General features: G+C 38.3%; 20 protein-coding genes. 14 read left to right on the forward strand and 6 right to left on the reverse strand.

Features of this window, described 5'->3' with window-relative positions:
• Positions 1–13: 13 nt before the first annotated feature.
• Entirely contained in the window at positions 14–1360 is a 1347-nt protein-coding gene (locus ABID23_RS04765; RefSeq protein ID WP_354189849.1) for a D-alanyl-D-alanine carboxypeptidase, read from the reverse strand.
• Between the two features lie 590 nt (positions 1361–1950).
• On the opposite strand from ABID23_RS04765, the gene clpA reads away from it, so the two are divergent.
• Complete coding sequence (gene clpA, locus ABID23_RS04770; protein ID WP_354189851.1) at positions 1951–4302, forward strand: ATP-dependent Clp protease ATP-binding subunit ClpA; 2352 nt, start codon at positions 1951–1953, stop codon at positions 4300–4302.
• A gap of 7 nt (positions 4303–4309) precedes the next feature.
• On the opposite strand, the gene ABID23_RS04775 is transcribed toward clpA, so the two are convergent.
• The gene (locus ABID23_RS04775; protein WP_354189853.1) at positions 4310–4732 is read right to left on the reverse strand and encodes an HIT family protein; all 423 of its coding nucleotides are present in this window, start codon (positions 4730–4732) and stop codon (positions 4310–4312) included.
• Positions 4733–4851: 119 nt separating this feature from the next.
• A complete protein-coding gene (locus tag ABID23_RS04780; RefSeq protein WP_354189855.1) occupies positions 4852–5313 on the reverse strand; it encodes a RidA family protein in 462 nt (153 codons plus the stop codon).
• A 144-nt stretch (positions 5314–5457) separates the two neighbouring features.
• Here ABID23_RS04780 and ABID23_RS04785 point away from each other — a divergent pair, with 144 nt between their 5' ends.
• The 13 genes from ABID23_RS04785 (at position 5458) to lpxB (ending at position 19480) form a co-directional block, all read left to right on the forward strand.
• A complete protein-coding gene (locus ABID23_RS04785; protein ID WP_354189857.1) occupies positions 5458–6282 on the forward strand; it encodes a cell envelope integrity EipB family protein in 825 nt (274 codons plus the stop codon).
• Between the two features lie 159 nt (positions 6283–6441).
• A complete protein-coding gene (gene rpsB / locus ABID23_RS04790) occupies positions 6442–7215 on the forward strand; it encodes a 30S ribosomal protein S2 (RefSeq protein WP_354189859.1) in 774 nt (257 codons plus the stop codon).
• A 106-nt stretch (positions 7216–7321) separates the two neighbouring features.
• Positions 7322–8245 (forward strand): translation elongation factor Ts, encoded by a 924-nt coding sequence (gene tsf / locus ABID23_RS04795; protein WP_354189861.1) that lies wholly within the window; start codon positions 7322–7324, stop codon positions 8243–8245.
• 154 nt (positions 8246–8399) lie between these two features.
• Positions 8400–9119 (forward strand): UMP kinase, encoded by a 720-nt coding sequence (gene pyrH, locus ABID23_RS04800; protein WP_354189863.1) that lies wholly within the window; start codon positions 8400–8402, stop codon positions 9117–9119.
• 37 nt (positions 9120–9156) lie between these two features.
• On the forward strand, positions 9157–9717 hold the full coding sequence (gene frr, locus ABID23_RS04805; protein ID WP_354189865.1) for a ribosome recycling factor: 561 nt from the start codon (positions 9157–9159) through the stop codon (positions 9715–9717).
• A 703-nt stretch (positions 9718–10420) separates the two neighbouring features.
• Positions 10421–11230, forward strand: coding sequence for a phosphatidate cytidylyltransferase (locus ABID23_RS04810; protein WP_354189867.1), 810 nt, complete (start codon positions 10421–10423; stop codon positions 11228–11230).
• Positions 11231–11245: 15 nt separating this feature from the next.
• On the forward strand, positions 11246–12397 hold the full coding sequence (gene rseP, locus ABID23_RS04815; RefSeq protein ID WP_354189869.1) for an RIP metalloprotease RseP: 1152 nt from the start codon (positions 11246–11248) through the stop codon (positions 12395–12397).
• A gap of 201 nt (positions 12398–12598) precedes the next feature.
• A complete protein-coding gene (gene bamA / locus ABID23_RS04820; RefSeq protein ID WP_354189871.1) occupies positions 12599–14995 on the forward strand; it encodes an outer membrane protein assembly factor BamA in 2397 nt (798 codons plus the stop codon).
• A gap of 63 nt (positions 14996–15058) precedes the next feature.
• Positions 15059–16105, forward strand: coding sequence for a UDP-3-O-(3-hydroxymyristoyl)glucosamine N-acyltransferase (lpxD, locus tag ABID23_RS04825; protein WP_354189873.1), 1047 nt, complete (start codon positions 15059–15061; stop codon positions 16103–16105).
• Between the two features lies 1 nt (position 16106).
• The gene (gene fabZ, locus ABID23_RS04830; protein WP_354189875.1) at positions 16107–16574 is read left to right on the forward strand and encodes a 3-hydroxyacyl-ACP dehydratase FabZ; all 468 of its coding nucleotides are present in this window, start codon (positions 16107–16109) and stop codon (positions 16572–16574) included.
• 23 nt (positions 16575–16597) lie between these two features.
• Positions 16598–17422 (forward strand): acyl-ACP--UDP-N-acetylglucosamine O-acyltransferase, encoded by an 825-nt coding sequence (gene lpxA, locus ABID23_RS04835; protein WP_354189877.1) that lies wholly within the window; start codon positions 16598–16600, stop codon positions 17420–17422.
• A gap of 2 nt (positions 17423–17424) precedes the next feature.
• Complete coding sequence (locus ABID23_RS04840) at positions 17425–18297, forward strand: LpxI family protein (RefSeq protein ID WP_354189879.1); 873 nt, start codon at positions 17425–17427, stop codon at positions 18295–18297.
• Positions 18290–19480 (forward strand): lipid-A-disaccharide synthase, encoded by a 1191-nt coding sequence (gene lpxB, locus ABID23_RS04845; RefSeq protein ID WP_354189881.1) that lies wholly within the window; start codon positions 18290–18292, stop codon positions 19478–19480. The genes ABID23_RS04840 and lpxB overlap by 8 nt, the downstream gene beginning before the upstream one ends.
• Before the next feature lie 28 nt (positions 19481–19508).
• Here lpxB and ABID23_RS04850 read toward each other — a convergent pair whose 3' ends face one another.
• The 3 genes from ABID23_RS04850 to ABID23_RS04860 form a co-directional block, all read right to left on the reverse strand.
• On the reverse strand, positions 19509–20282 hold the full coding sequence (locus ABID23_RS04850; RefSeq protein ID WP_354189883.1) for an amino acid ABC transporter ATP-binding protein: 774 nt from the start codon (positions 20280–20282) through the stop codon (positions 19509–19511).
• Positions 20283–20357: 75 nt separating this feature from the next.
• Positions 20358–21065, reverse strand: a complete 708-nt coding sequence (locus tag ABID23_RS04855; protein ID WP_354189885.1) for an ABC transporter permease — start codon at positions 21063–21065, stop codon at positions 20358–20360.
• Positions 21062–21784, reverse strand: coding sequence for an ABC transporter permease (locus ABID23_RS04860; protein WP_354189887.1), 723 nt, complete (start codon positions 21782–21784; stop codon positions 21062–21064). The genes ABID23_RS04855 and ABID23_RS04860 overlap by 4 nt, the downstream gene beginning before the upstream one ends.
• Positions 21785–21848: the final 64 nt, after the last annotated feature.

A 21848-nucleotide genomic window follows, 5' to 3' on the forward strand; every position in this document is an offset into this window, starting at 1 on the left:
AATCCAAAAACTCTCAGTAAGCTACAGTATAGCAGTTAAAATTTGCTTTCTTTAATGCAGAACAAACATTGAGTGCGGCTTTTTTTGATTGGAAACCAATAAATCGCGCACGGTAATAACGTCGTCCACTTTTTTCAAATATTTGCATATGCGAAGATGCATTCTTTAAAGCAGAATAAGCTGTATTTTTCGCTTTTAAAAGCAAAGTTTTTGCTTGTTCTTTACCTGGTAGAGAACCAATTTGGATAGCCCATCCAGTGTTTGTGAATAAAGAAGCTGTCATAATTTTCGTCTCATCAGGTGTGGTTTTATGAGGGTTGGGAATTGGTATAATGACTTTATTTACAGCAGCTATAGCCATATTGGAGTTTTTAGGTTGCTCTGCAAATGCTGTCAACAGAGGGGAAATTTCATCATCTGAATTGGTTGGCTCAGCTTTAACGATCGGTATAGGGGCGTTTGCCCCAGTGGGTAAATTATAGTGTGCAGAAGCTACTAAATGTCCATTATTTTTCATTTGACTTGCTTGTGGCAAATATTGGCTTAATAAGCTAGCCATATGCGCATCACGCGCAGTAGAAGATTTGCCTCCCATAACAACAGCAACAATGGAACGTCCATTAAGACGCATCGAAGTTGCTAAGTTAGAACCTGACATTTGTGTATAGCCTGTTTTTATTCCATCGACTCCTTTCATTATTTTGACGAGTTTATTGTGGCTGCTAATTGTATGCCCATGAAAAGAAAAACTCTTTATTTTAAATAACTTATACTGTTTTGGGAAATGTTTTCGCAAGGCTAATGATAGAGTGGCCATATCCCGTGCCGTGGAATAATTGTGTACATCCGGTAGTCCTGAAGCATTTGCAAAGTGTGTATGCTTCATTCCGAGTTTGCGGGCTTTAGCCGTCATTATTCGAGCAAACTTTTTTTCATTGCCACCAAGATATTCGGCGATAGCAGTAGCAACATCATTTGCTGATCTTGTTATAAGCGCTTTAGCAGCAGCTTCTGCAGAAATTGTTTGTCCTGCTTTAATTCCAAGTTTTGTTGGTGGACGCGCTGCTGCACGGTGGGATATAGGGATTGGAGTATTAGGTGTCACACGACGCATATTCATAGCTTCAAAGAGTATGTATAGTGTCATCATTTTTGTCAAAGAAGCAGGGTAGCGTTTTAGCATTGCATTGGCTTGAAAAAGAGTTTTTCCTGTATTTGCATCTATAACAATAGCAGCATACTTATCAGGATATGCTCCATGCGGAGTAGCCGCTGCACAGGAGTAAGAATGAGCTAAAATAAGAAAAACAATTGCCATCACTCTATAGCAACGTATGATTTTTAGACAATTAATATACACTAGTGATATCCTATTTCTCCACGAAAATTTTGTAAAGCCTCTTTATTTACAGCTTATTGATACATTCTAGACGAATGATATTACCAATTTGTTTACAGAAATTATTTTATGCGTTCCTATATTAATTGAGTAGTTAAAGAAAGTCCTCTTCTTTGTACAAACAGCTATTGCAATAGTTACGAAAGAACTTAAAATTAATGGAAGCTTCCCCCTTGGAAATGATGATGGTAAAAAAATAGATAACAAATCCCATGTATATATTATGCACGATGAAAAGGGCAAAAATTGGGATAAAAGCAGACATAATGCTATTATGATAAGAAATATTAGACAAAAATTTCAACAGGTTAAGCTCTATGGCGTGTTTTTATTGAATGATGATTTTTCCTCTACAGATTTTATTGTGTTTATCTTGATTTTTTTTAGTTCTGAAGAGGTAACAGATATTATATGAGTATTTATTAGAATGGAATGAGGTGAATGTAGAACTTATAATTATGAAGTTACCAAAATAGAGAACAAAAGTTAGGGAGTTTCCGTGTCAAAATCAACATTCACTTTGATGTATAATGAAATGGAAGTGAGGGATTATGCCATCTTTTACACCCAGTCTTGAAGAAGTTTTGCATCGCGCTTTAACAATTGCAACACAAGCGCGGCATGAATATGCAACATTAGAGCATCTTCTGCTTGCTTTGCTAGATGATGCCGATGCAAGCTTAGTTATTCAGGCTTGTCAGGTTGATGTAGAGGAGTTGCGAAAGCGCTTGACCAATTATATCCAGTCAGAATTGAATATGCAGATGAGAGCTGATAAGGATACAAAACCAACAACGTTTTTTCAGCGTGTTATCCAACGTGCAGTAATACATGCTCAATCAGCTGGAAAAGATGAAGTGTCGGGAGCAAATGTCCTTGTAGCCATTTTTTCTGAACATGAAAGTCATGCGGCATATTTTCTCCAAGAGATGGGAATGACACGCTATGACGCTGTGCGTTTTATTTCACATGGCATCACACCGGATGATGGATTATCCATGCTGCTTGAGGGGCTTGAGGAGCAATTAGATCACCAGATTTCAGACAATGATGAAAAGATCACGAGTGCACTGACAAATTATTGTACTGATCTCAATTGTAAAGCACGTAATGGAAAAGTTGATTTATTAATTGGTCGTGAAGCAGAAATTTCACGCATGATTCAGATTTTGTGTCGAAGATCAAAAAACAATCCGCTTTTAGTTGGTGATCCTGGAGTCGGCAAAACGGCTATAATTGAGGGGTTAGCAAAACGCATTATTGATAGGCGTGTTCCTGAAGTTTTATCAAATGTAACGATACTTTCACTTGATATGGGATCACTTGTTGCTGGAACACGCTATCGTGGTGATTTTGAAGAACGGTTAAAACAAGTTATAAAAGAGTTTGAGCAGTATCCAGACGCTGTTTTATTTATTGATGAAATTCATACTTTGATTGGAGCAGGGGCTACATTAGGGGGAAATATGGATGCGGCAAATCTTTTAAAACCAGCATTATCTTCAGGAGTTATTCGATGTATTGGTTCAACAACTTACAGAGAGTATCGCAAAATTTTTGAACAAGATCGTGCTTTAGAGCGCCGTTTTCAAAAGATTGATGTTAATGAACCTTCTATCGCCGAAGCAATTAAAATTTTGCAAGGTTTAAAACCCTATTTTGAGGATTTCCATCAGATTAAATATACAGATCAAGCGATGAAAGCATCCGTAGAATTATCGTCACGCTATATGATCGAGCGCAGGTTGCCCGATAAAGCGATTGATATTGTTGATGAAAGTGGTGCAGCACAAAAGCTTTTACCAAAAAAACAACGGAAAAAAAGTATAGGTGTTAAAGAAATTGAGGCGATTGTTGCTTCTATGGCAAGGATTCCACAAAAAACAGTTTCTGGTGATGATCAGAAGATGCTTAGTAAACTTGAAAGAGAACTTAAAAATGTTGTTTATGGTCAAGATCAATCCATTTCTGCATTAGTGTCATCGATTAAATTGGCGCGAGCAGGGTTACGCGAATTAGATAAACCAATAGGGAGTTATTTATTTTCAGGACCAACAGGTGTCGGAAAAACTGAAGTTGCAAAACAGCTTGCATCCTCTCTAGGTGTTGAATTGTTGCGTTTTGATATGTCAGAATATATGGAACGGCATACCGTAGCACGCTTAATTGGAGCTCCTCCAGGTTATATAGGATTTGATCAAGGAGGTCTTCTTACAGATGCCGTTGATCAGAATCCTCATGCTGTCTTATTGCTGGATGAAATTGAAAAAGCGCACCCAGAATTATTTAATATTTTATTACAGGTAATGGATTATGGAAGACTAACGGATCATAATGGTAAAAAAATTGATTTCCGTAACATTATTTTGATTATGACAACCAATGCTGGTGCTTCAGATATGGCGAAGTCAGCTATCGGATTTGGCAAAGTGCGTCGCGATGGTGATGATATGGAAGCAATTAATCGGCTTTTTACACCGGAGTTTCGTAATCGGCTAGATGCGATCATTCCATTTGCTCCTTTGTCTCAGTTAATTATCAATCAGATCGTGCAAAAGTTTATCTTTCAACTTGAAGCGCAATTGGCAGACCGGGGCATTTGTGTTGAATTAAGTCCTTCTGCAGTGATTTGGCTTGCTAATAAAGGATACGATTCTCATATGGGAGCACGTCCATTGGGTCGCGTTATACAAGAACATATTAAGAAGCCATTAGCCGATGAAATTTTATTTGGTAAGTTGCGCAATGGTGGCATGGTTCGCATATCGACACAAAAAACCAATGGAGGAAAAGAAAAACTGCAATTAAAGATTTCAGATTCCGTTATATTTGTTGGTTCAAAGAGTAAAAAAACAGTAAATCCTACAAAAAAACACGTAAAGAAAAAAAGCTCAACATTTTAAGAGTGTTTTAAAGGGCGGCGCGGATTTTTTTTGCATTTTCTTCCAGTATTTCTGTAGGTGTTATTATGCTACTATGGGGAGTCAGCTCTACTCCTTCCATACGTGGTATAATATGGAAATGCAGATGATAAACGGTTTGATGACTTGCTGCTTCGTTAAATTGCATGACGGTTATACCATCTGCTTGAAAAGCTTTTTTGACAGCTTTGGCAATTTTTTGCACTGCCTTAATAACTAGAAATAATGTTTCAGTATCTGCGTCCAGCAGATTTCTAGAGCCTTTTCGAGGAATTACCAATGTATGACCTGGGGCTTGTGGCATGATATCCATGAATGCAATGATATCATCATTTTCATAAACACGAACAGAAGGGACTTCATTTCGAATCAGTTTAGCAAAGATATTGTTATCGTCATAAGTTTGTTTCATATAAATAGCTCCTTATACCGTTTTTATTTAAAACTGAAAAAGGCAAAGATAAATAGAGTATTGAAAAAAGAAAAATTTTGCTTTCAATTTCCTTTAGATATCATCGCCATTGATCACGTTTAGACTTCTATGATAGCTTCAATTTCTACTGGAGCGTCCATAGGCAGGGAAGTAACACCAATAGCGGAACGAGCATGCTTTCCAGCGTCGCCAAAAATATTGACGAATAAGTCAGAAGCGCCATTGGCGATAAGAGGAATATCGGTAAAATGGGGGGCAACAGCAACAAAAACAGTGATTTTTACCACGCGTTTTATTCTATTTAAATCACTGAAATTTGCTTTGATTTGTGAGAGAATATTGAGAGCACACATTTCAGCTGCTTTTTTGGCTTGTTCGGCACTAACGGTTGCACCAACTTTACCGATTGCTATTGGCTTTCCATCACAAAGGGGCAATTGTCCAGAAATAAAGAGTTGGTTACCGCTTTGTAAGGCTGTGACATAATTGGCAATGGGCTGTGCGGCTTCAGGAAGGGTGACACCAAGTTTTTTTAGGTGAACTTCAATCGCGTTAGTCATAATTTAAACTCCAGAGTTTTTTATAAATCCACTCATTGTATAAACCATTTTTCAATTTAAGAAAATGTGTGGTTAATTAAGAAACAACCCTTTTTTGCCTTATGGTATGATGTTATGCCACGGGGATAGAATTGGAATTTGGGAATGATCAGATCATTATTTGTAATAACTTTATATGTTGCTTTTTTATCGATGGCGAAAGCTGAAAACTCTATTTTTATTGCACCTCATCGAGCAATTTATGATTTTCAACTCGATAGTGTTTCTCATGAAATGACAATCTCGGGGATGTCAGGACGAATGGTTTATGAGTTAACTGGTTCGGTATGTGAAGGGTATAGCACGCGTTTTCGCTTTATCAGTCGTATGTATATTGAAGATATGCCGGTCCGTATCACGGATCAACAGACGACGAGTTATGAGACAGGTGACAGTCGTATATTCCGCTTTAATGTTACAGATCAGGTTGGGCAAGAAGTTAGACATAGTGCTGAAGGAGTCGCGGAACGTGTTCAGGAAGGCATTATCGTAAAATTAAAGAAACCAAAGGAAAAAGAATACAAACTTGAGACTGCTGAGTTTCCGATTATGCAACTCAAAAACATTATTCGCCATGCAAGAGCAGGCAATCACTTTTACCATGTTCGTGTATTTGATGGAACAGATAAAGCGGAAAAGGCTGTACAAGAAAGTGTCGTTATAGGAGAAAAGAAAACACATTCCTTTGATGATGAAACAAAAAAAATGGGAAAATTAGCTGGGAAAGCGTATTGGCCTGTTACAATCTCTTATTTTGATGATGAAGAGAAAAAGGATGGTTTGCCGGTTTATAACACCAGTTTCCTCTTATATGAAAATGGTGTTATGCGGGATCTTCGTTTAAACTATGGGACTTTTGCAGTGCGTGCTACATTAAACAGTCTCGAGTTCCTTGAAGGTAAGAAAAATTTTAATCAATGTAAACATTAAAAGATTGCAGAAAATAACTTGAAAAAGAATCAAATATTAGTATGTTTGCGTCATTCCACACGCGGAGTTTTGGGTATTTGCAAAGAAAACTTAGCAAATGTCCGCCGGTAGTAGATTTCTCTACTTTTTCCGCGGAGGCTAAACCGGAAAGGATAAACTATGGCACTACCAGATTTTACTATGCATCAGCTTTTAGAAGCGGGTGTACACTTTGGACATCAGACTCATCGTTGGAATCCTAAGATGGGTCCCTATATTTATGGTCAGCGTAACAATATTCATATTATTGATCTTGCTCAAACTGTTCCTCTTTTACATCAAGCACTCAAGCTTGTTTCTGATACAGTTGCACGTGGTGGGCGCGTTCTTTTTGTTGGTACGAAGCGACAGGCATCTGATATCATTGCTGACGCAGCGAATCGCTCGGCACAGTATTACGTTAATGCCCGTTGGCTTGGCGGTATGCTTACAAACTGGAAAACGATTTCTCATTCAATACATCGTTTGCGTAAGTTAGACAAAATTCTCGCTGCTGAAGCACAAGGTTTTACCAAGAAAGAGCGTCTAAACCTTGAACGTGACCGTGAAAAGCTTAACCGTGCACTTGGTGGTATTCGGGATATGGGCTCTGTTCCTGATCTTATGTTCGTTATTGATACCAATAAAGAGAATATCGCGCTTCAAGAAGCAAAACGGTTAGGTATTCCAGTTATTGCTATTATTGATACGAATTGTGATCCCGATAATGTTACGCATCCGATACCGGGTAATGACGATGCTTCACGTGCAATTTCTCTTTATTGTGACCTTTTTGCTCGTGCTGCTCTTGATGGTATTGCACGTCAACAAGGTGCAATGGGAGTTGATTTAGGAGCTCAGGCTGAAGCGCCTGTAGAACCCACTTTAGAAAATGTAGTTGTGGTTTCTGAATAGTATTAAAAAACGCCTGTTAGGGTATTTTTTCTAAGAGAAGAAGTTATAGGCGTGTGGAAAGTTTTCTTTTTGCGCGCTTTCATTGTTATAGAACAAAGAGGCAAATATGAGTATTACGGCTGCACAAGTAAAAGAACTTCGGGAATTATCAGGCGCTGGTATGATGGACTGCAAGGCAGCGCTGGCGGAGACACATGGTGATATGGAAGCTGCTGTTGATTGGTTGCGTAAAAAAGGGATAGCGAAAGCAGATAAAAAAGCTGGTCGGACAGCGGCTGAGGGATTAATCGGACTTGCGTCAAATGATTCAAGTGCAGTTTTGGTTGAGATTAATTCTGAGACGGATTTTGTAGCGCGCAACGATGTATTCCAAGATATTGTACATAACGTGGCGACAGCTGCTTTGAATACGCAGGGGAATGTTAAGGATGTTTCCAACTCTCTTTATCCTGGTTCTGAAAAGACTGTAGAGGCTACGATTAAAGATGCGATTGGTACAATTGGCGAAAATATGACGTTTCGACGTTCAGCTAAACTCTCTGTTGAAAGCGGTGTTGTCGCTGCTTATATGCACAATAGTGTTGCTGATGGACTTGGAAAGCTTGGTGTTTTAGTTGCTATTGAAACGACAGGAGATAAGGAGGTTGCAGCTGTTTTGGGTCGGCAGGTTGCAATGCATATTGCTGCAACGAATCCATTGGCACTTACAGCAGAAGATGTTGATGCGAGTGCTATTGAACGTGAAAAAGCAATTTTTTCAGATCAGGCACGTCAATCTGGAAAGCCTGAAAATATCATTGAAAAAATGGTGGAAGGGCGTATGCGTAAGTTTTTCGAAGAGGTTGTTTTGCTTTCTCAGGCTTTTGTTATGAATCCTGATATAACTGTTGAAGCAGCTTTAAAAGATGCTGAAAAGTCGATCGGGGCACCCGCAAAAATTGCAGGTTTTATTCGTTTTGCACTTGGAGAAGGTGTCGAAAAAGAAGAAACTGATTTTGCAGCAGAGGTCGCAGCCGCTGCAAAAGGATAGTACTCTGTTGATTATCATCAGAAGTTTGGAATCGTATTACTGATTGTAAAGTTTTTGGTGTAAAAGATATGATTGTGAAAAGGGTGTCACGTGATAAAGTGGTGCCTTTGGTGTGTCAAAAGCAAAAGATAAATGTGCTTTTGGGAGATGATCCATGACAATAAAGCGACAGTATAAACGCATCCTTTTAAAGGTTTCTGGTGAAGCACTTATGGGGGGACAGAGCTTTGGAATTGATGTTTCCGTTGTCGATCGCATCGCGGCTGATATTGCTGAAGTACGGGCACTAGGGGTAGAGGTTGCGATTGTTATCGGTGGGGGAAATATTTTTCGTGGAGTTGCTGTCGCTTCGCATGGTGGGGATCGTGTGACCGGTGATCACATGGGAATGCTTGCAACTGCTATTAATTCTTTAGCGTTGCGAACATCATTGACAAAGTTAGGGGTTGAAGCCGTTGTATTGTCTGCGATTTCTATGCCACAGATTTGTGAGAGTTTTTCACAGCGTAAAGCGGTGGGGTATATGAATCAAGGAAAAGTCGTTATTTTTGCTGGAGGTACGGGCAATCCATTTTTTACCACTGATTCTGCGGCTACTTTACGTGCAGCAGAAATTGGTGCAGATGTTCTTTTAAAAGGAACGCAAGTGGATGGTATTTATTCTGCAGATCCCAAAATAGATCCAACAGCCAAGCGTTTTGATCAATTGACACATGTAGAGATTTTGCAATGGGGTTTATCTGTTATGGATACAACGGCGGTTACTTTAGCACGTGAGAACAATGTGCCGATTATTGTGTACTCTATTCATGAAAAAGGTGGATTGGCGAAGGTGTTAAATGGAACAGGACAGTTTACAATAGTATCGGAATAAGGATAAGCTTCAAGGAGCAATTGAAGGAGACAGAGATATGAGTGTTACGTCGCTTATGAGTGATCTAAAACGTCGCATGGATGGTGCTATTTCCGCTTTTAAACATGAATTAGGAGGCTTGAGGACTGGGCGGGCTTCGGTTAGTTTATTAGAGCCTTTAACAGTTGAGGCATATGGCTCTATTGTGCATATAAATCAGGTTGCAAATATTTCTGTTCCAGAATCGAGAATGCTTTCTGTATCTGTATGGGATAAAACGATGGTAGGGGCTGTAGAGCGTGCCATTCGTGATTCTGGTCTTGGTTTGAATCCTATCACTGATGGTATGAATTTACGGATTCCTCTGCCTGAGTTAAATGAAGAGCGCCGTAAAGAACTTGTAAAAATTGCACATCAATATGCAGAGCAAGCGCGTATAGCAGCCCGCCATGTTCGTCGAGATGGTATGGATCATTTGAAAAAATTAGAAAAAGAGGGGGAAATTGCTCAAGATGAAGCACATAGTTTCTCTGAGAAAGTTCAAAAACTTACAGATGAGACAATTGCTGATATTGATAAAGTTTTAGCTTTAAAAGAAGCTGAAATTATGCATGTTTAAGGTAATTTAATCATTCGTAGAAGAAGAGTTATCTGTGTTTTGTGATATCCTTTTAGGTGGGAATAAGCAAATGACAGCAGAAAATAGGGGGCATATTGATGGTATTTGTGTATTTTGAAAACCAAGTGAATTCGAAGTGAAGGTGTCGGGGAGTAAGCTAATATAGTGGATGGGGTTCTATATTAGGATATAGTTTTTTATAGAGAGTCGATGAAAAGTTTTCATCGCGTTTTATGATGAAATTATTTTCATTGTTAAAGACCTTCAAATATTTCATAACTCATTATGAGAAGAAGAGTATACCGCAAAAAGGGGGGGTCTTAGTCTTGTTTTGATTTTCACTGTAGAAAGTTTTGTATTCTGAGGTAAGCTTTCTTTATTTCTAGCTGACCGGCTGCTTTATAGAGAGTTATTTTATGCAAAATAACTCTCAGGTTTGGATTTTTTAATTTTTTATAAACAGTTTTCTCAGTTTTGAAGTTGATAGCGATGTTTCTAAATACAGATTCTTAGGTTGGGTTTCTCTAATTTATAATCTTATAATCCTATATTGGTCTTTAGGATTATTTATGATAAACTACAAGCGTGGAAGATTATAAAAAAGTCTACAAAAGCATGAATATAAAGATATTTTGTGTAAAAATTTTTATCTTGCGCCAGTTTTCGAGCTTGTATTTTCTATTTTTATTGTGTGGATGTTATTTTGTCTAATCTTGTTTATCGTATTTTGACGGCTTTTGTTTTCGGTATTATTACTTTATATCTAACATGGTTTGGAGGAACTCTATTTTTTTTATTTGTATGGATAATGGGTGGTTTTATTCTTTACGAATGGATTAGCATTACTAAAGAGAAGTGGTGTATTTCACAAAAAATATTGGCGAGTATATTTTATTTTATTTTTGGTTGTTTTTTGCTGTTAAAGGGCTCTGCTTTATTCATTTTTTGTGTTTTAGTAGTTTTAGCAGCAGTGTTAGCAATTAGCCCTATGAGAAAAAGTTATTGGGTTCCTTTTGGTTTTTTATATGCATCTCTTCCAGCTGTAGCTTTATCATTTTTACGGGGGCATGAAACGTTAGGGCTGCAGACTGTATTATTTTTATTTGCAATAGTTTGGGGGACAGATATTGCAGGGTATTTTTGTGGGCGTTTATTTGGTGGACCAAAATTAGCACCACGATTTTCTCCTAATAAAACATGGTCAGGAGCGATTGGTGGGACAGTCGTCGGAGTTCTGAGTGGTGTAATTGCATGTCAGTTTTTTAATGTACATTTTGCAAATCTTTTTGCGCCCTTTCTTGCTTTCATTTTATCAATTTTTTCGCAATTAAGTGACTTAGGGCAATCATGGCTAAAAAGGCAGTTTTCTGTGAAAGATTCCAGTTCTTTATTGCCTGGACATGGTGGTTTTATGGACCGTCTGGATGGGTTGGTTGGGGCTGCTTTTCTTCTTTATTTAATTAGTTCATTTATGTCTAGTATGGATTCACCTTTTAATCTCTTTTTGGTTTAATTGGGAGGAAATGTTTTGGAGCTTTTAAATCATATGATCACCGTTAGTGATGTTCTATCAAGAAGTTTAGGTGTTCTTTTTGTTGTTATCATTATTATTTTTGTGCATGAAATAGGGCACTATCTTGTTGGTCGCTGGTGTGGTATTAAGGCCTCTGTTTTCTCACTTGGGTTTGGTCCTCAATTATTGGGGCGTACAGATAAACATGGTACACAGTGGCGTTTAGCACTTATCCCCTTAGGGGGGTATGTAAGATTTGTTGGCGATGAAGAGGGGGCAAGTATGCCATCAGCTCAGTCGTCTTTGGCTGTTGATGGTTCGTTTGCAAGCGCGCATGCTTGGAAAAAAGCAGCCACTGTTTTTGCGGGTCCTTTGTTTAATGCGCTTTTCACTGTGATCATTCTAACCCTTTTTTTCTTTATTTATGGTCGTGTTGTCACTGAGCCTGTTGTTGGTTCTATAGTACAAAATTCTCCTGCTTTTCAGGCCGGTTTGGAATTAGGTGATCGTTTTATTGAAATGGATGGTAGGCGTGTTGAAAGTTTTGAAGGTTTGATGAACTATGTGAGTTTTAATGGTGGAGATCCCGTGGAGTTCAAAATAGAGCGTATGGGGCGGATATTTACAACGGTGATCACGCCAAAAATGATCGAGCGAGATGATGGGTTTGGTAACCAGGTTCAAAGTGGTATGATAGGTGTAGGTGCTCCTGTTGATCCAAATAATCCTACACGTTTAGATAGAGCCTATGTAAAGCATATTCATTATAATTTTTTGGAAGCTGTGAAAGAAGCATCAGAGCGTACTACGTTTATTGTTACACAAACAGTTTTTTTTATAAGCCGTCTTATGGGGGGAAAAGAGGATCGTTGCCGTTTAAGTGGTCCTTCTAAGACTGTTAAAATGGCTTGGAAAGTGAGTGAAACAGGTTTTGTCTCTTTATTAGGATTTGCTGCTTTTCTTTCCATAGGTATTGGGATTATTAACCTTTTTCCTCTTCCACCACTAGATGGTGGGCATTTATTATTTCACATTACTGAAGCTCTTACTGGGAAGCCTGTATCTATTAAAATGCAGGAGTTTATTTTTCGCTTAGGTTTTTTTGTTGTTCTTTTGTTTATGGTTTTTGCGCTTTTGAATGATTATTTTTGTTGGTTTAGCGAATAAATTATGGAAAACATTTTACAAATTAGATAATAATAGAGAAAAAATTAAAGGTTGTTTACCATGTCCGCAAAATGTTGTGGCATCGTTTGCTATAATTGGTAATTAAAGAGTAAAAAGTCTCGCTGTGAAAAAAAGAGTTGTTATGGCGGTTAGCTTTTTTAGGCATCATGTCGAGGGAATAAGATAAGGTAAAAGAAGCCAATGACTACGAGTTTGAAGTTTTTAAATACAGCATCTGTTTTGGTGTTAGGCGCAGGAGTAAGTGTTCCAGCAGTGGCGTTTATGTCAGTCGCAATGGTTGGAGAAGTGCAGGCCTCTGTTGTTCGTTCTGTTGAGGTTCGCGGGAATAAATTTGTGAGTGCCCAAGCAGTTCGAGATAATATGGGCATTAAAGTTGGACAAAGTTTTTCCAGTGGCGATATCGATGCTGCGGTGAAGCGTCTTTTCGGGTTAGGCTTGTTTTATGATGTAAAAATAAATCAAGTTGGCGATAAGTTGGTGGTGTTTGTCAAAGAATATGAGGTGGTTAACCAAGTGTTATTTCAGGGGAATAAATCTTTCAAAGATCCTGATCTTAAACGATTCATTTCTTTAAAACCGAATGAGACTTTTAATTCTGCAAAGCTCTCAACGGATGTTAAAACTATTCGTGAAGCTTATAAGACCCTTGGCCGTAATAATGTCTCTGTGAGCGTTCAAACTATTAACTTAGGAAAAGGGCGTGTTAATGTAGTCTTTAATATCACTGAAGGTCGAAAAACAAAAGTTACTGATATCATTTTTACAGGGAATCATGCATTTGGAAGTCGCCGTTTATATGATGTGATTACAACAAAACGCTCAGGGATGTTTTCATTATTGCTGGGGGGGGATGTTTATAGTGAAGAACGTTTAGCTTTTGATGAAGAGGCTTTACGCCGCTTTTATTATAATCGTGGATATGCGGATTTTCGTGTTATTTCCTCTAAGGCGGTTTTTGACGAAAAAAATAATATCTATAAAATTTATTTTGTACTTGATGAGGGCGCGCGCTATAAAATTAGCGATATTCAGGTTGAAAGTGATATTGATGGGATTAATGTTCAATCTGTAAAAGGAATACTTAAAACCCAGCCGGGTGATCTGTATAATGCAGAGAATATTGAACAGTCTGTGGCAATTATCAATAATAAGGTTGCTGATTCGGGATATGCTTTTGCTAAAGTTGAGCCACGGGGAAATCGTAATTTAAAAAATCATACAATTTCGATTGTGTATAACATTGAACAAGGTCCACGGGCTTATATTCAGCGTATTGAAATACGCGGCAATGAAAAGACACGGGATTATGTCATCCGCCGTGAGCTGGATTTAAATGAAGGGGATGCTTACAATCAAACTTTAGTGCAACGGGCAAAGCGTCGTCTGGAAAGTTTGGGCTTTTTCAAAGGCGTTAACATTTCAATGGTTCCGACAGATCAGCCTGATCAGATTAATTTAGTTGTAGATGTTGTTGAAGCATCGACAGGAGATCTTTCTTTATCTGGGGGATATACAACGGGTGGTACGAGCCCTGGTATGTCACTTGAGGTATCTGTTACCGAGCGTAACCTTGGAGGACGTGGTCAGTATATTCGTTTGGGGGTTGGGGCTGGACAAGAAAAGTCTCGTAATTATAATCTGTCGTTTGTTGATCCTTATTTCTTGGGGTACCGTTTGTCAGCTGGTGTTGATATTTTTCGGAGTACTTACCGTGCTGACAAAGCGTACGATGTACGACAGACAGGGGGATCTCTTCGGTTTGCGCTACCTATTAATGACCAATTGTCTGCGAATGTTGCCTATTCTTATGTGCAAGAAGAATATGACTTTGGTGGAGATTATGACTTAGGCAAAGAATCTGATATCAAAGAATTGTATGGAAAATATTCTGGTGCGATTGTGCAAGCTGCAAAGCACAGTCCTTGGAAGCGTTCATCAATTAGTTATGGTTTAACTTATAATACGATTGACGATATGAAAAATCCGCACGATGGATGGTATGTGCGTTTTCTTCAGGAGTATGCAGGTCTTGGTGGAAGTGCAAAATTCTTGAAGACCACTGGTAAGGCGATGATGTATAAAACGCTTTCAGAGCAGATGGATCTTGTTGGTTTATTCTCTTTTGGGGGTGGATATCTTCATGAAATAGGTCAGGATGGTGTTCGTATCTTTGATATGTTTAAGGTAAATTCTGATATGATCCGAGGCTTCAAGTACAATGGAATAGGTCCACGTCAAATTTCTAATAAAGGTGAAGTCTATTTCTTGGGGGGAACAACGTATATAAATGCCACTGCTGAATTGCAGTTTCCTATACCTGTTGTTCCTGAGGGATTAGGGTTGCGTGGTGCTTTATTCGCGGATATTGCAACACTCTATGGAAATAATTATCGCCCTGTTTTTGATGGTGAAACACCTGTTACACATACCAAAAGTGCTTGGCGTTCATCTGCGGGTGTAAGTTTAATGTGGGATTCACCATTTGGTCCTTTACGTTTTGACTATGCTTGGCCACTAATGAAACAGGAAGGTGATCGTTTGCAAAAATTGAACTTTGGTATTTCTACTAAGTTCTGATTCAAGTTTTCTTTAGAGGAAAAACTTAAGGGAACGGGATAAGCTGGGAGAGAAAGTGTTTTGATGGCGGATACGTTTTTTTTTACGCCGTCCCGGCGGTTAACAGTTGCGAATGTTGCAGAGTTGACAGGTGCAAAACTTCTTAATCCAGAGTTCTCTAATACAGTTATAAATACTCTTTCTTCACTTGAGAATGCTGTGGAGGGGTCTTTGGTGTTTGTGGAGCATCGGAAGTTTGCTGATGCTCTAGTGGGGAGTTCTGCTGTTGCTGTTTTTTGTACAAATGAAATTGTTTTAAAAGTTCCTGACACTATGGCAATTTTAGTAACATCGACACCGCAACGTGATTTTTCTCAGATCGGACGTATTTTATTTCCTGATGCTGTTAAACCTATGCCATGGTTTGGACAGAGGGAAATTTCACCGCATGCATATATTCATCCAAGTGCTAAGTTTGCGCATGATGTGTGTATTGAAGCGGGAGCTGTTATTGGCAGGAATGTTGAGATTGGTGCAGGAACTCTTATTTCAGCCAATGCAGTAATTGGTGAAAATTGTCGTATTGGGTGTGATTGTTATATTGCGCCCAAAGTAACAGTTCAGTATTCTTTAATAGGCGATAGGGTTCAGCTTTATCCTGGCGTTTGTATTGGGCAAGATGGATTCGGTTATGTTGGGAGCATTTCGGGAATTGAAAAAATTCCGCAGATTGGTCGTGTTATCATCGAGGATGGTGTAGAAATTGGTGCGAATACGACAGTTGATCGTGGGACGTTTGAAGATACCATTATTGGTGAAGGAAGCAAAATCGACAACCTCGTCCAGATTGCACATAATGTAAAAATTGGGCGCTATTGTCTTATTGCGGCGCAATGTGGGATTGCTGGAAGTACATCAATAGGCGATATGTCTCAACTTGGTGGGAGTGTTGGGGTCGCTGATCATATTGTAATTGGTAAATCTGTTCAGATTGCTGCTGGTAGCGGTGTGATGAATGACATTCCAGATGGCGAAAAATGGGGTGGAAGTCCAGCGCGACCATTCAAGCAGTGGTTCCGAGAAGTAGCGGCGTTGCGTAATATTGGCAAAGTTAAAAAGGAGAGACGCTAATATGCTCAATACCGGAGAGGTTAAAAATTTAGAAGCTGTAGATATTGAAAAGTTGTTATCAATATTACCGCATCGTTATCCATTTTTATTGATTGATCGTATTATTGAGATTAATGGTGAGCAAGAAGCTACCGGTATTAAAAATGTCACGGTTAATGAGCCACATTTTATGGGACATTTTCCTGCAAAACCGGTTATGCCTGGGGTATTGATTTTAGAGGCTATGGCACAAACAGCAGGAGCGATTTCGCTTTTAAGTTTAGGAAATAAGAAAACAAATTTAGTTTATCTTATGACTGTTGATAATGCTAAATTTCGTAAGCCTGTTATGCCTGGTGATCAGCTGAAAATTTATGTACAGCTTTTGAAAAAGAGATCTGGTATGAGGCGTTTTTCATGTATTGCAAAAGTAGAGGATGTTCGCGTTGCTGAAGCAGACATTGCTGCGATGATTATCGAAGAAGAGTAAACGATATTAATGGGGATTAAAAAATGTCCGGTACACAAATCCATCCAACTGCTCTTGTAGAGAAAGGAGCGCAGCTTGGTGAGAATGTACGAATTGGGCCGTTTTGTCATATTGGTTCAGAGGTTGTTATTGGCGATGAATGTGATTTGATGAGTCACGTTGTGGTAATGGGGAAAACAACATTAGGAGCCAATAGTAAGGTATTTTCACATGTCATTTTAGGGGCAGAACCGCAAAATAATAGGCATAAAGGGGGGAGTACGACTCTTTCTATTGGTAAAAATTGTACGATTCGTGAAGGCGTAACAATGCATAGAGGCTCTGATTCGAGTACGGGAATGACGGTTATTGGCAATAATTGCCAATTCTTTTGTTATGCGCATGTTGCTCATGATTGTCATGTGGGGGATCATGTAACATTTGCAAATAATGTTATGATCGCTGGCCATGTAAGCGTTGGTGATTATGTTATTATTGGTGGTGGAGCTGCTGTTCATCAGTTTGTTCGTGTTGGACATCATGCATTTATTGGCGGTGTTTCTGCATTGGTTGGTGATCTTATTCCTTACGGAACAGCTGTTGGTGTGCAGGCAAAACTTGCTGGATTAAACATTATTGGTATGAAGCGTGCAGGCCTTGAGCGTAAAGACATTCATGCATTACGTCATGCGGTTTCTATGCTTTTTGATCATAGTAAACCATTTAAGGAGCGCGTCAATGATGTGGCCTCTTTCTATTCTACGTCTCAATCTGTTCTTGATGTTATTAATTTTATTAAAGAACAAGGAAAACGTTTTTATTGTACACCCAAATTTGAAGGTGATGGAATAAAAGAAAATAAGGATTAAAAATGCCTGTCTCTTGTGCCAGAAGTCTTTTTTCGGGCCGTACTGCTATTATAGCAGGAAATGGTGTTCTACCAGTCACTGTTGCTCAAGAGCTTGAGAGAAATGGAGAAAATCCTTTTCTTGTGCTTTTGCGTGGCGAGGCAGACGCTGTGCTTTCCCGCTATGAGAATTGCGAGTTATCGATTGTGGAGTTGGCTCGACTTGTTAAAATTTTAAAAACGGCTAAAATTTGTAATATTGTTTTGGCAGGTGGTGTAACAAAACGTCCCTCTCTGATGCAATTACGCTTTGATTGGACAACATTTTTAGCACTACCTAAATTAATCGGGGCTTTGGGACGAGGGGATGATGCATTATTAAAAGCTTTTATAAGTGTTATCGAGGCATATGGCTTCTGTGTTATTGGTTCCCATGAAATCGTGCCAGACCTTTTAGCACCAATAGAGTTTAATTTAACATCACGGCGCGCGACTCAAAAAGAGAAAAAAGATATTTTTTTAGCTGCAGGAGCGGTAAAGCTTTTAGGTCAATTAGATATTGGGCAGGCAGCTGTAGCTGTTAATGGAAGAGTGGTTGCTGTTGAGGGAGCAGAGGGAACCGATAATATGCTATGGCGAGTTTGTGAAATGCGAGAAAGAGGACAAATTCCGCCTAAAGGTGGTGTTCTTGTTAAATGCGTGAAACCACAACAGGATCATCGTGTTGATTTGCCATCAATTGGACCTACAACAATTACGAATGTTGCAAAAAGTGGATTGTCTGGTATTGCAGTGGAGGCAAATAAAACCCTTATATTATCAATGAAGAAAACAATAGAGAGCGCTAATAAATATTCCCTGTTTATAGAAACCTTTGAAAGGTTTGATAATGAATGATAACCCTTTAAAAATTGCTGTTGTTGCAGGCGAAGAATCAGGTGATTCTCTTGGAGCAGACTTGATTTCTTGCTTATCACAGCAGACAGAGCGCAGTATTCATTTAATTGGTGTGGGGGGAAGACACTTAAAGGCACTTGGTTTAAAAAGCTTTTTTGATTTTCACGATATTTCACTTATAGGTTTAGGTGCAGTTTTAAGAAAACTACCGTTACTGTTCATGCATATTCGCAAATTGTCTAAATTTATCGCACAGGAACGCCCCGATTGTTTAATTATTATCGATAGCCCTGATTTTACCCATCGTGTTGCAAAAAAGGTACGTATTTTAGCGCCTTCTATTCCAATTATTAAATATATTGCACCGACCGTTTGGGCGTGGCGGCCGGAGCGCGCAAAAGCTATGTGCGAATTTATTGACCACGTTTTTGCTGTTTTTCCTTTTGAACAACAGGTCATGCAGGATTTGGAAGGTCCAGCGACCACTTATGTTGGGCATCGCCTTTCAACATATCCTCCGCTTTTGGCTGTTCAGTTAGAAAAGAAAGGTCAATTAAAAAAAGAAGCTTTACATACTAAAAAGGCATCACCCTCTACATTGGTGATTTTGCCAGGGTCACGCAATTTAGAAATTCGCTATTTAATGCCTATTTTTAAAGAGACAGTAGAAATTCTTACACAACGAATTCCTCATTTACAGATTATTTTACCCACCTTGCCACATTTGGTGGATGAAGTTCGTAATTTTGTACAAGGATGGAAGAGCAAAGTGGAGATTGTTATTGGTGAGGATGAAAAGTGGCGTGCTTTTGCACAAGCAGATGTTGCTCTTGCGGCACATGGGACAGTTTCACTTGAATTAGCATTAGCAAAAATTCCCATGGTTCTTTGTTATAAGCTTGATTATTTCTCTAAATTATTCATTTTTTCTAAAGTGATGTTATGGAGTGCTGCTCTTCCCAATATTATTTCTGATATGCCTATCGTGCCAGAGTATTTTAATGAGTTTTTACGTCCTGGTATGTTAGCAAGAAAGATAGAACAACTCCTGTATAACCCTTTATTACGACAAGCACAAATTGATTCTTTTGAAGTGGTTGAAGAGAAAATGAAAATGAACGTACCAGCAGGAGTTATTGGTGCCCAAACGCTTATGAATCTTCTTGAAAAAAGAGAATGCTAAGAATTGTACAATACAACAATATTGATGATTAATGTTTTATTTTAGTAAGAAAATCACGGGCACGTTGGCTTTTAGGGTTAGTAAAAAATGTTTCAGATGTTGTGTCTTCAATGATTTTTCCACTTTCTAGGAAGAGTATTCTTTCTGAAACTTCACGTGCAAAACCCATTTCATGGGTTACGCAGAGCATTGTAATCCCTGTATTTGCCAATTGAACCATCACTTCCAAAACTTCTCCTACACTTTCTGGATCAAGCGCTGATGTTGGTTCATCAAAAAGCATCACTTCAGGTTCCATACAAAGTGCACGAGCAATTGCGACACGCTGTTGCTGCCCACCAGAAAGTTGCAAAGGATATTTGTTACAGTGTTTTTCAATCCCAACATCTGTAAGATAACGAATTGCTCGTTCCTTCGCTTTTTGTTTAGAAAGTCCTTGGACCGCCATAGGTGCTAAAATACAATTTTGCATAACGTTCATATGGGGAAACAAATTAAAATTTTGAAAAACCATCCCTATTTTACGGAGAACACTTTTTTGCTGTTGTGGAGGAGCGGTATGGATATCAACATTGTGAATGCAAATTGAACCATTTTGTGCTTTTTCCAATTGATTAATACAACGAATTAAAGTTGATTTTCCTGATCCTGAAGGTCCACAGATAACGACTCGTTCACCAGCTTTAACATCGAAGTTAATATCATGGAGCACCTGAAAATCTCCATACCATTTATTCAAATTCCGAATAGAAACCACTGAATTTTGATCTGTATGAATAAATTTATTATTTTTCAAATTCATCTTTTATATTCTCTCATTGATAAATAGGTTCATTCACTTAACATTTTGATTTGGTGGTTTTTTTATTTACTTTATTTAGCGTAAATATCGGGTGAAACGATATTCAATAAAAATAATAAAACGATGAATAAGCTCAACCATAATAAGATAAATAAGAACAGCCCAAACGTAAACTTGAAAATTAAATGTTCGTGAATAAGTCAGTTTAGCAATCCCCATTAAATCATAAACAGTAATAAGTGAGGCAATGGCACTAGACTTAATCATTAAAATGACTTCATTTCCTAAGGGGCGTAATGCGACAACCATTGCTTGTGGAAGAATTATTCTAAAAAATGTGATAGAATTGCTTAATCCAAGTGCTTTTGAAGCTTCACGTTGACCAGTTTTTACAGATAAAAAGCTCCCTTTAAAAATTTCCGATTGATAGGCAGCAGAATTAAGTGAAAAAATAAAAAGGCAACAATACCATGCATTTTGAAAAAACCACCATAAGCCAATTTGTTGCCAGAAGTTGTTCATGGAACCAAGTCCATAATAAAAAAGAAAAAGTTGTGCTAATAAAGGAGATCCGCGGAAAAAATAGACATACATACACGCCAAAGATTGTAAGAACCTATTATTTGACAAACGTGCAAATGCAATAAGCATCCCAAGAAAAAAACCAACAGAGCATGCAATAGAAACAAGCTCAATAGTTATGATAAGGCCTTCAATAAATTTAGGTCCATAACGGTCTAAAAGAGTAGGATCAAAAAGAAAATAAAGCCACTCAGGAATCATGAGTTTAATACCTTTCGATATTCCATTTGAGTGTATGTTTGCAGATAATTTAGTATTACAGAAAAGAACGCTGAGAATAACAAATAGAGTAAGCAAGCCACAAGATAAAACAGCATAGGTTTATTTGTAGCCGCAACTGCCAGATTTGTTTGTCGCATAAGATCAACAAGTGAAATGGTTGATACAAGGGAGGTATCTTTAAGTAAGGTAAGCCAATTATTAGAAAGCCCTGGCAAAGCATTTTGAATGAGCTGAGGAAAGACAACACGAAAAAATGTAGTAAATCGTGAAAGCCCTAAAACCTTAGCTGCTTCATACTGACCTTTATCAAAGACATTGAATGCTCCAAGCCAAACTTCGCAAGAAAAGGCTGCAAGAACCACACTGAGTGCAAGAATGCCAGCAACAAAAGCATTAATATTAAATATTATATCAATATTAAGATAATCAAGAATAATTTGGATAATATTTTGTAAACCATAGTAAACTAGAAATAAGGTTAAAAGCTCTGGTAATGCACGGAACACAGATGAAAAGAGGGTTGCTATGGCTCTTGCTACTTTAATATCAGATCGAATCATCAAAGCAGTAAAAAGACCTAAAGGAAGTCCTATAAGTCCACAGCACAGAGCCAATGATAATGTCATCACTGCACTTGAGAATATAACCACACCCCATCCACCATTGCTAAATGATAGCAACGCTAAGTTTTCAATCATCACTGCATTCCTCATAAAGAGTTAGATAATGTTGTTAGAAATAAACAATTTGTCCAATTTTAGT

Source organism: Bartonella silvatica, from assembly GCF_040545155.1.
GTDB lineage: Bacteria > Pseudomonadota > Alphaproteobacteria > Rhizobiales > Rhizobiaceae > Bartonella > Bartonella silvatica.

Coding starts and splice junctions, on each gene's coding strand:
- ABID23_RS04780 (WP_354189855.1), bottom strand. CDS start 5,313: ATGACTAACGCGATTGAAGTTCACCTAAAAAAACTTGGTGTCACCCTT.
- ABID23_RS04850 (WP_354189883.1), bottom strand. CDS start 20,282: ATGAATTTGAAAAATAATAAATTTATTCATACAGATCAAAATTCAGTG.
- ABID23_RS04840 (WP_354189879.1), top strand. CDS start 17,425: ATGCCTGTCTCTTGTGCCAGAAGTCTTTTTTCGGGCCGTACTGCTATT.
- ABID23_RS04860 (WP_354189887.1), bottom strand. CDS start 21,784: ATGATTGAAAACTTAGCGTTGCTATCATTTAGCAATGGTGGATGGGGT.
- ABID23_RS04855 (WP_354189885.1), bottom strand. CDS start 21,065: ATGATTCCTGAGTGGCTTTATTTTCTTTTTGATCCTACTCTTTTAGAC.
- bamA (WP_354189871.1), top strand. CDS start 12,599: ATGACTACGAGTTTGAAGTTTTTAAATACAGCATCTGTTTTGGTGTTA.
- tsf (WP_354189861.1), top strand. CDS start 7,322: ATGAGTATTACGGCTGCACAAGTAAAAGAACTTCGGGAATTATCAGGC.
- ABID23_RS04775 (WP_354189853.1), bottom strand. CDS start 4,732: ATGAAACAAACTTATGACGATAACAATATCTTTGCTAAACTGATTCGA.
- rpsB (WP_354189859.1), top strand. CDS start 6,442: ATGGCACTACCAGATTTTACTATGCATCAGCTTTTAGAAGCGGGTGTA.
- lpxB (WP_354189881.1), top strand. CDS start 18,290: ATGAATGATAACCCTTTAAAAATTGCTGTTGTTGCAGGCGAAGAATCA.
- fabZ (WP_354189875.1), top strand. CDS start 16,107: ATGCTCAATACCGGAGAGGTTAAAAATTTAGAAGCTGTAGATATTGAA.
- lpxD (WP_354189873.1), top strand. CDS start 15,059: ATGGCGGATACGTTTTTTTTTACGCCGTCCCGGCGGTTAACAGTTGCG.
- frr (WP_354189865.1), top strand. CDS start 9,157: ATGAGTGTTACGTCGCTTATGAGTGATCTAAAACGTCGCATGGATGGT.
- pyrH (WP_354189863.1), top strand. CDS start 8,400: ATGACAATAAAGCGACAGTATAAACGCATCCTTTTAAAGGTTTCTGGT.
- clpA (WP_354189851.1), top strand. CDS start 1,951: ATGCCATCTTTTACACCCAGTCTTGAAGAAGTTTTGCATCGCGCTTTA.
- lpxA (WP_354189877.1), top strand. CDS start 16,598: ATGTCCGGTACACAAATCCATCCAACTGCTCTTGTAGAGAAAGGAGCG.
- ABID23_RS04785 (WP_354189857.1), top strand. CDS start 5,458: ATGATCAGATCATTATTTGTAATAACTTTATATGTTGCTTTTTTATCG.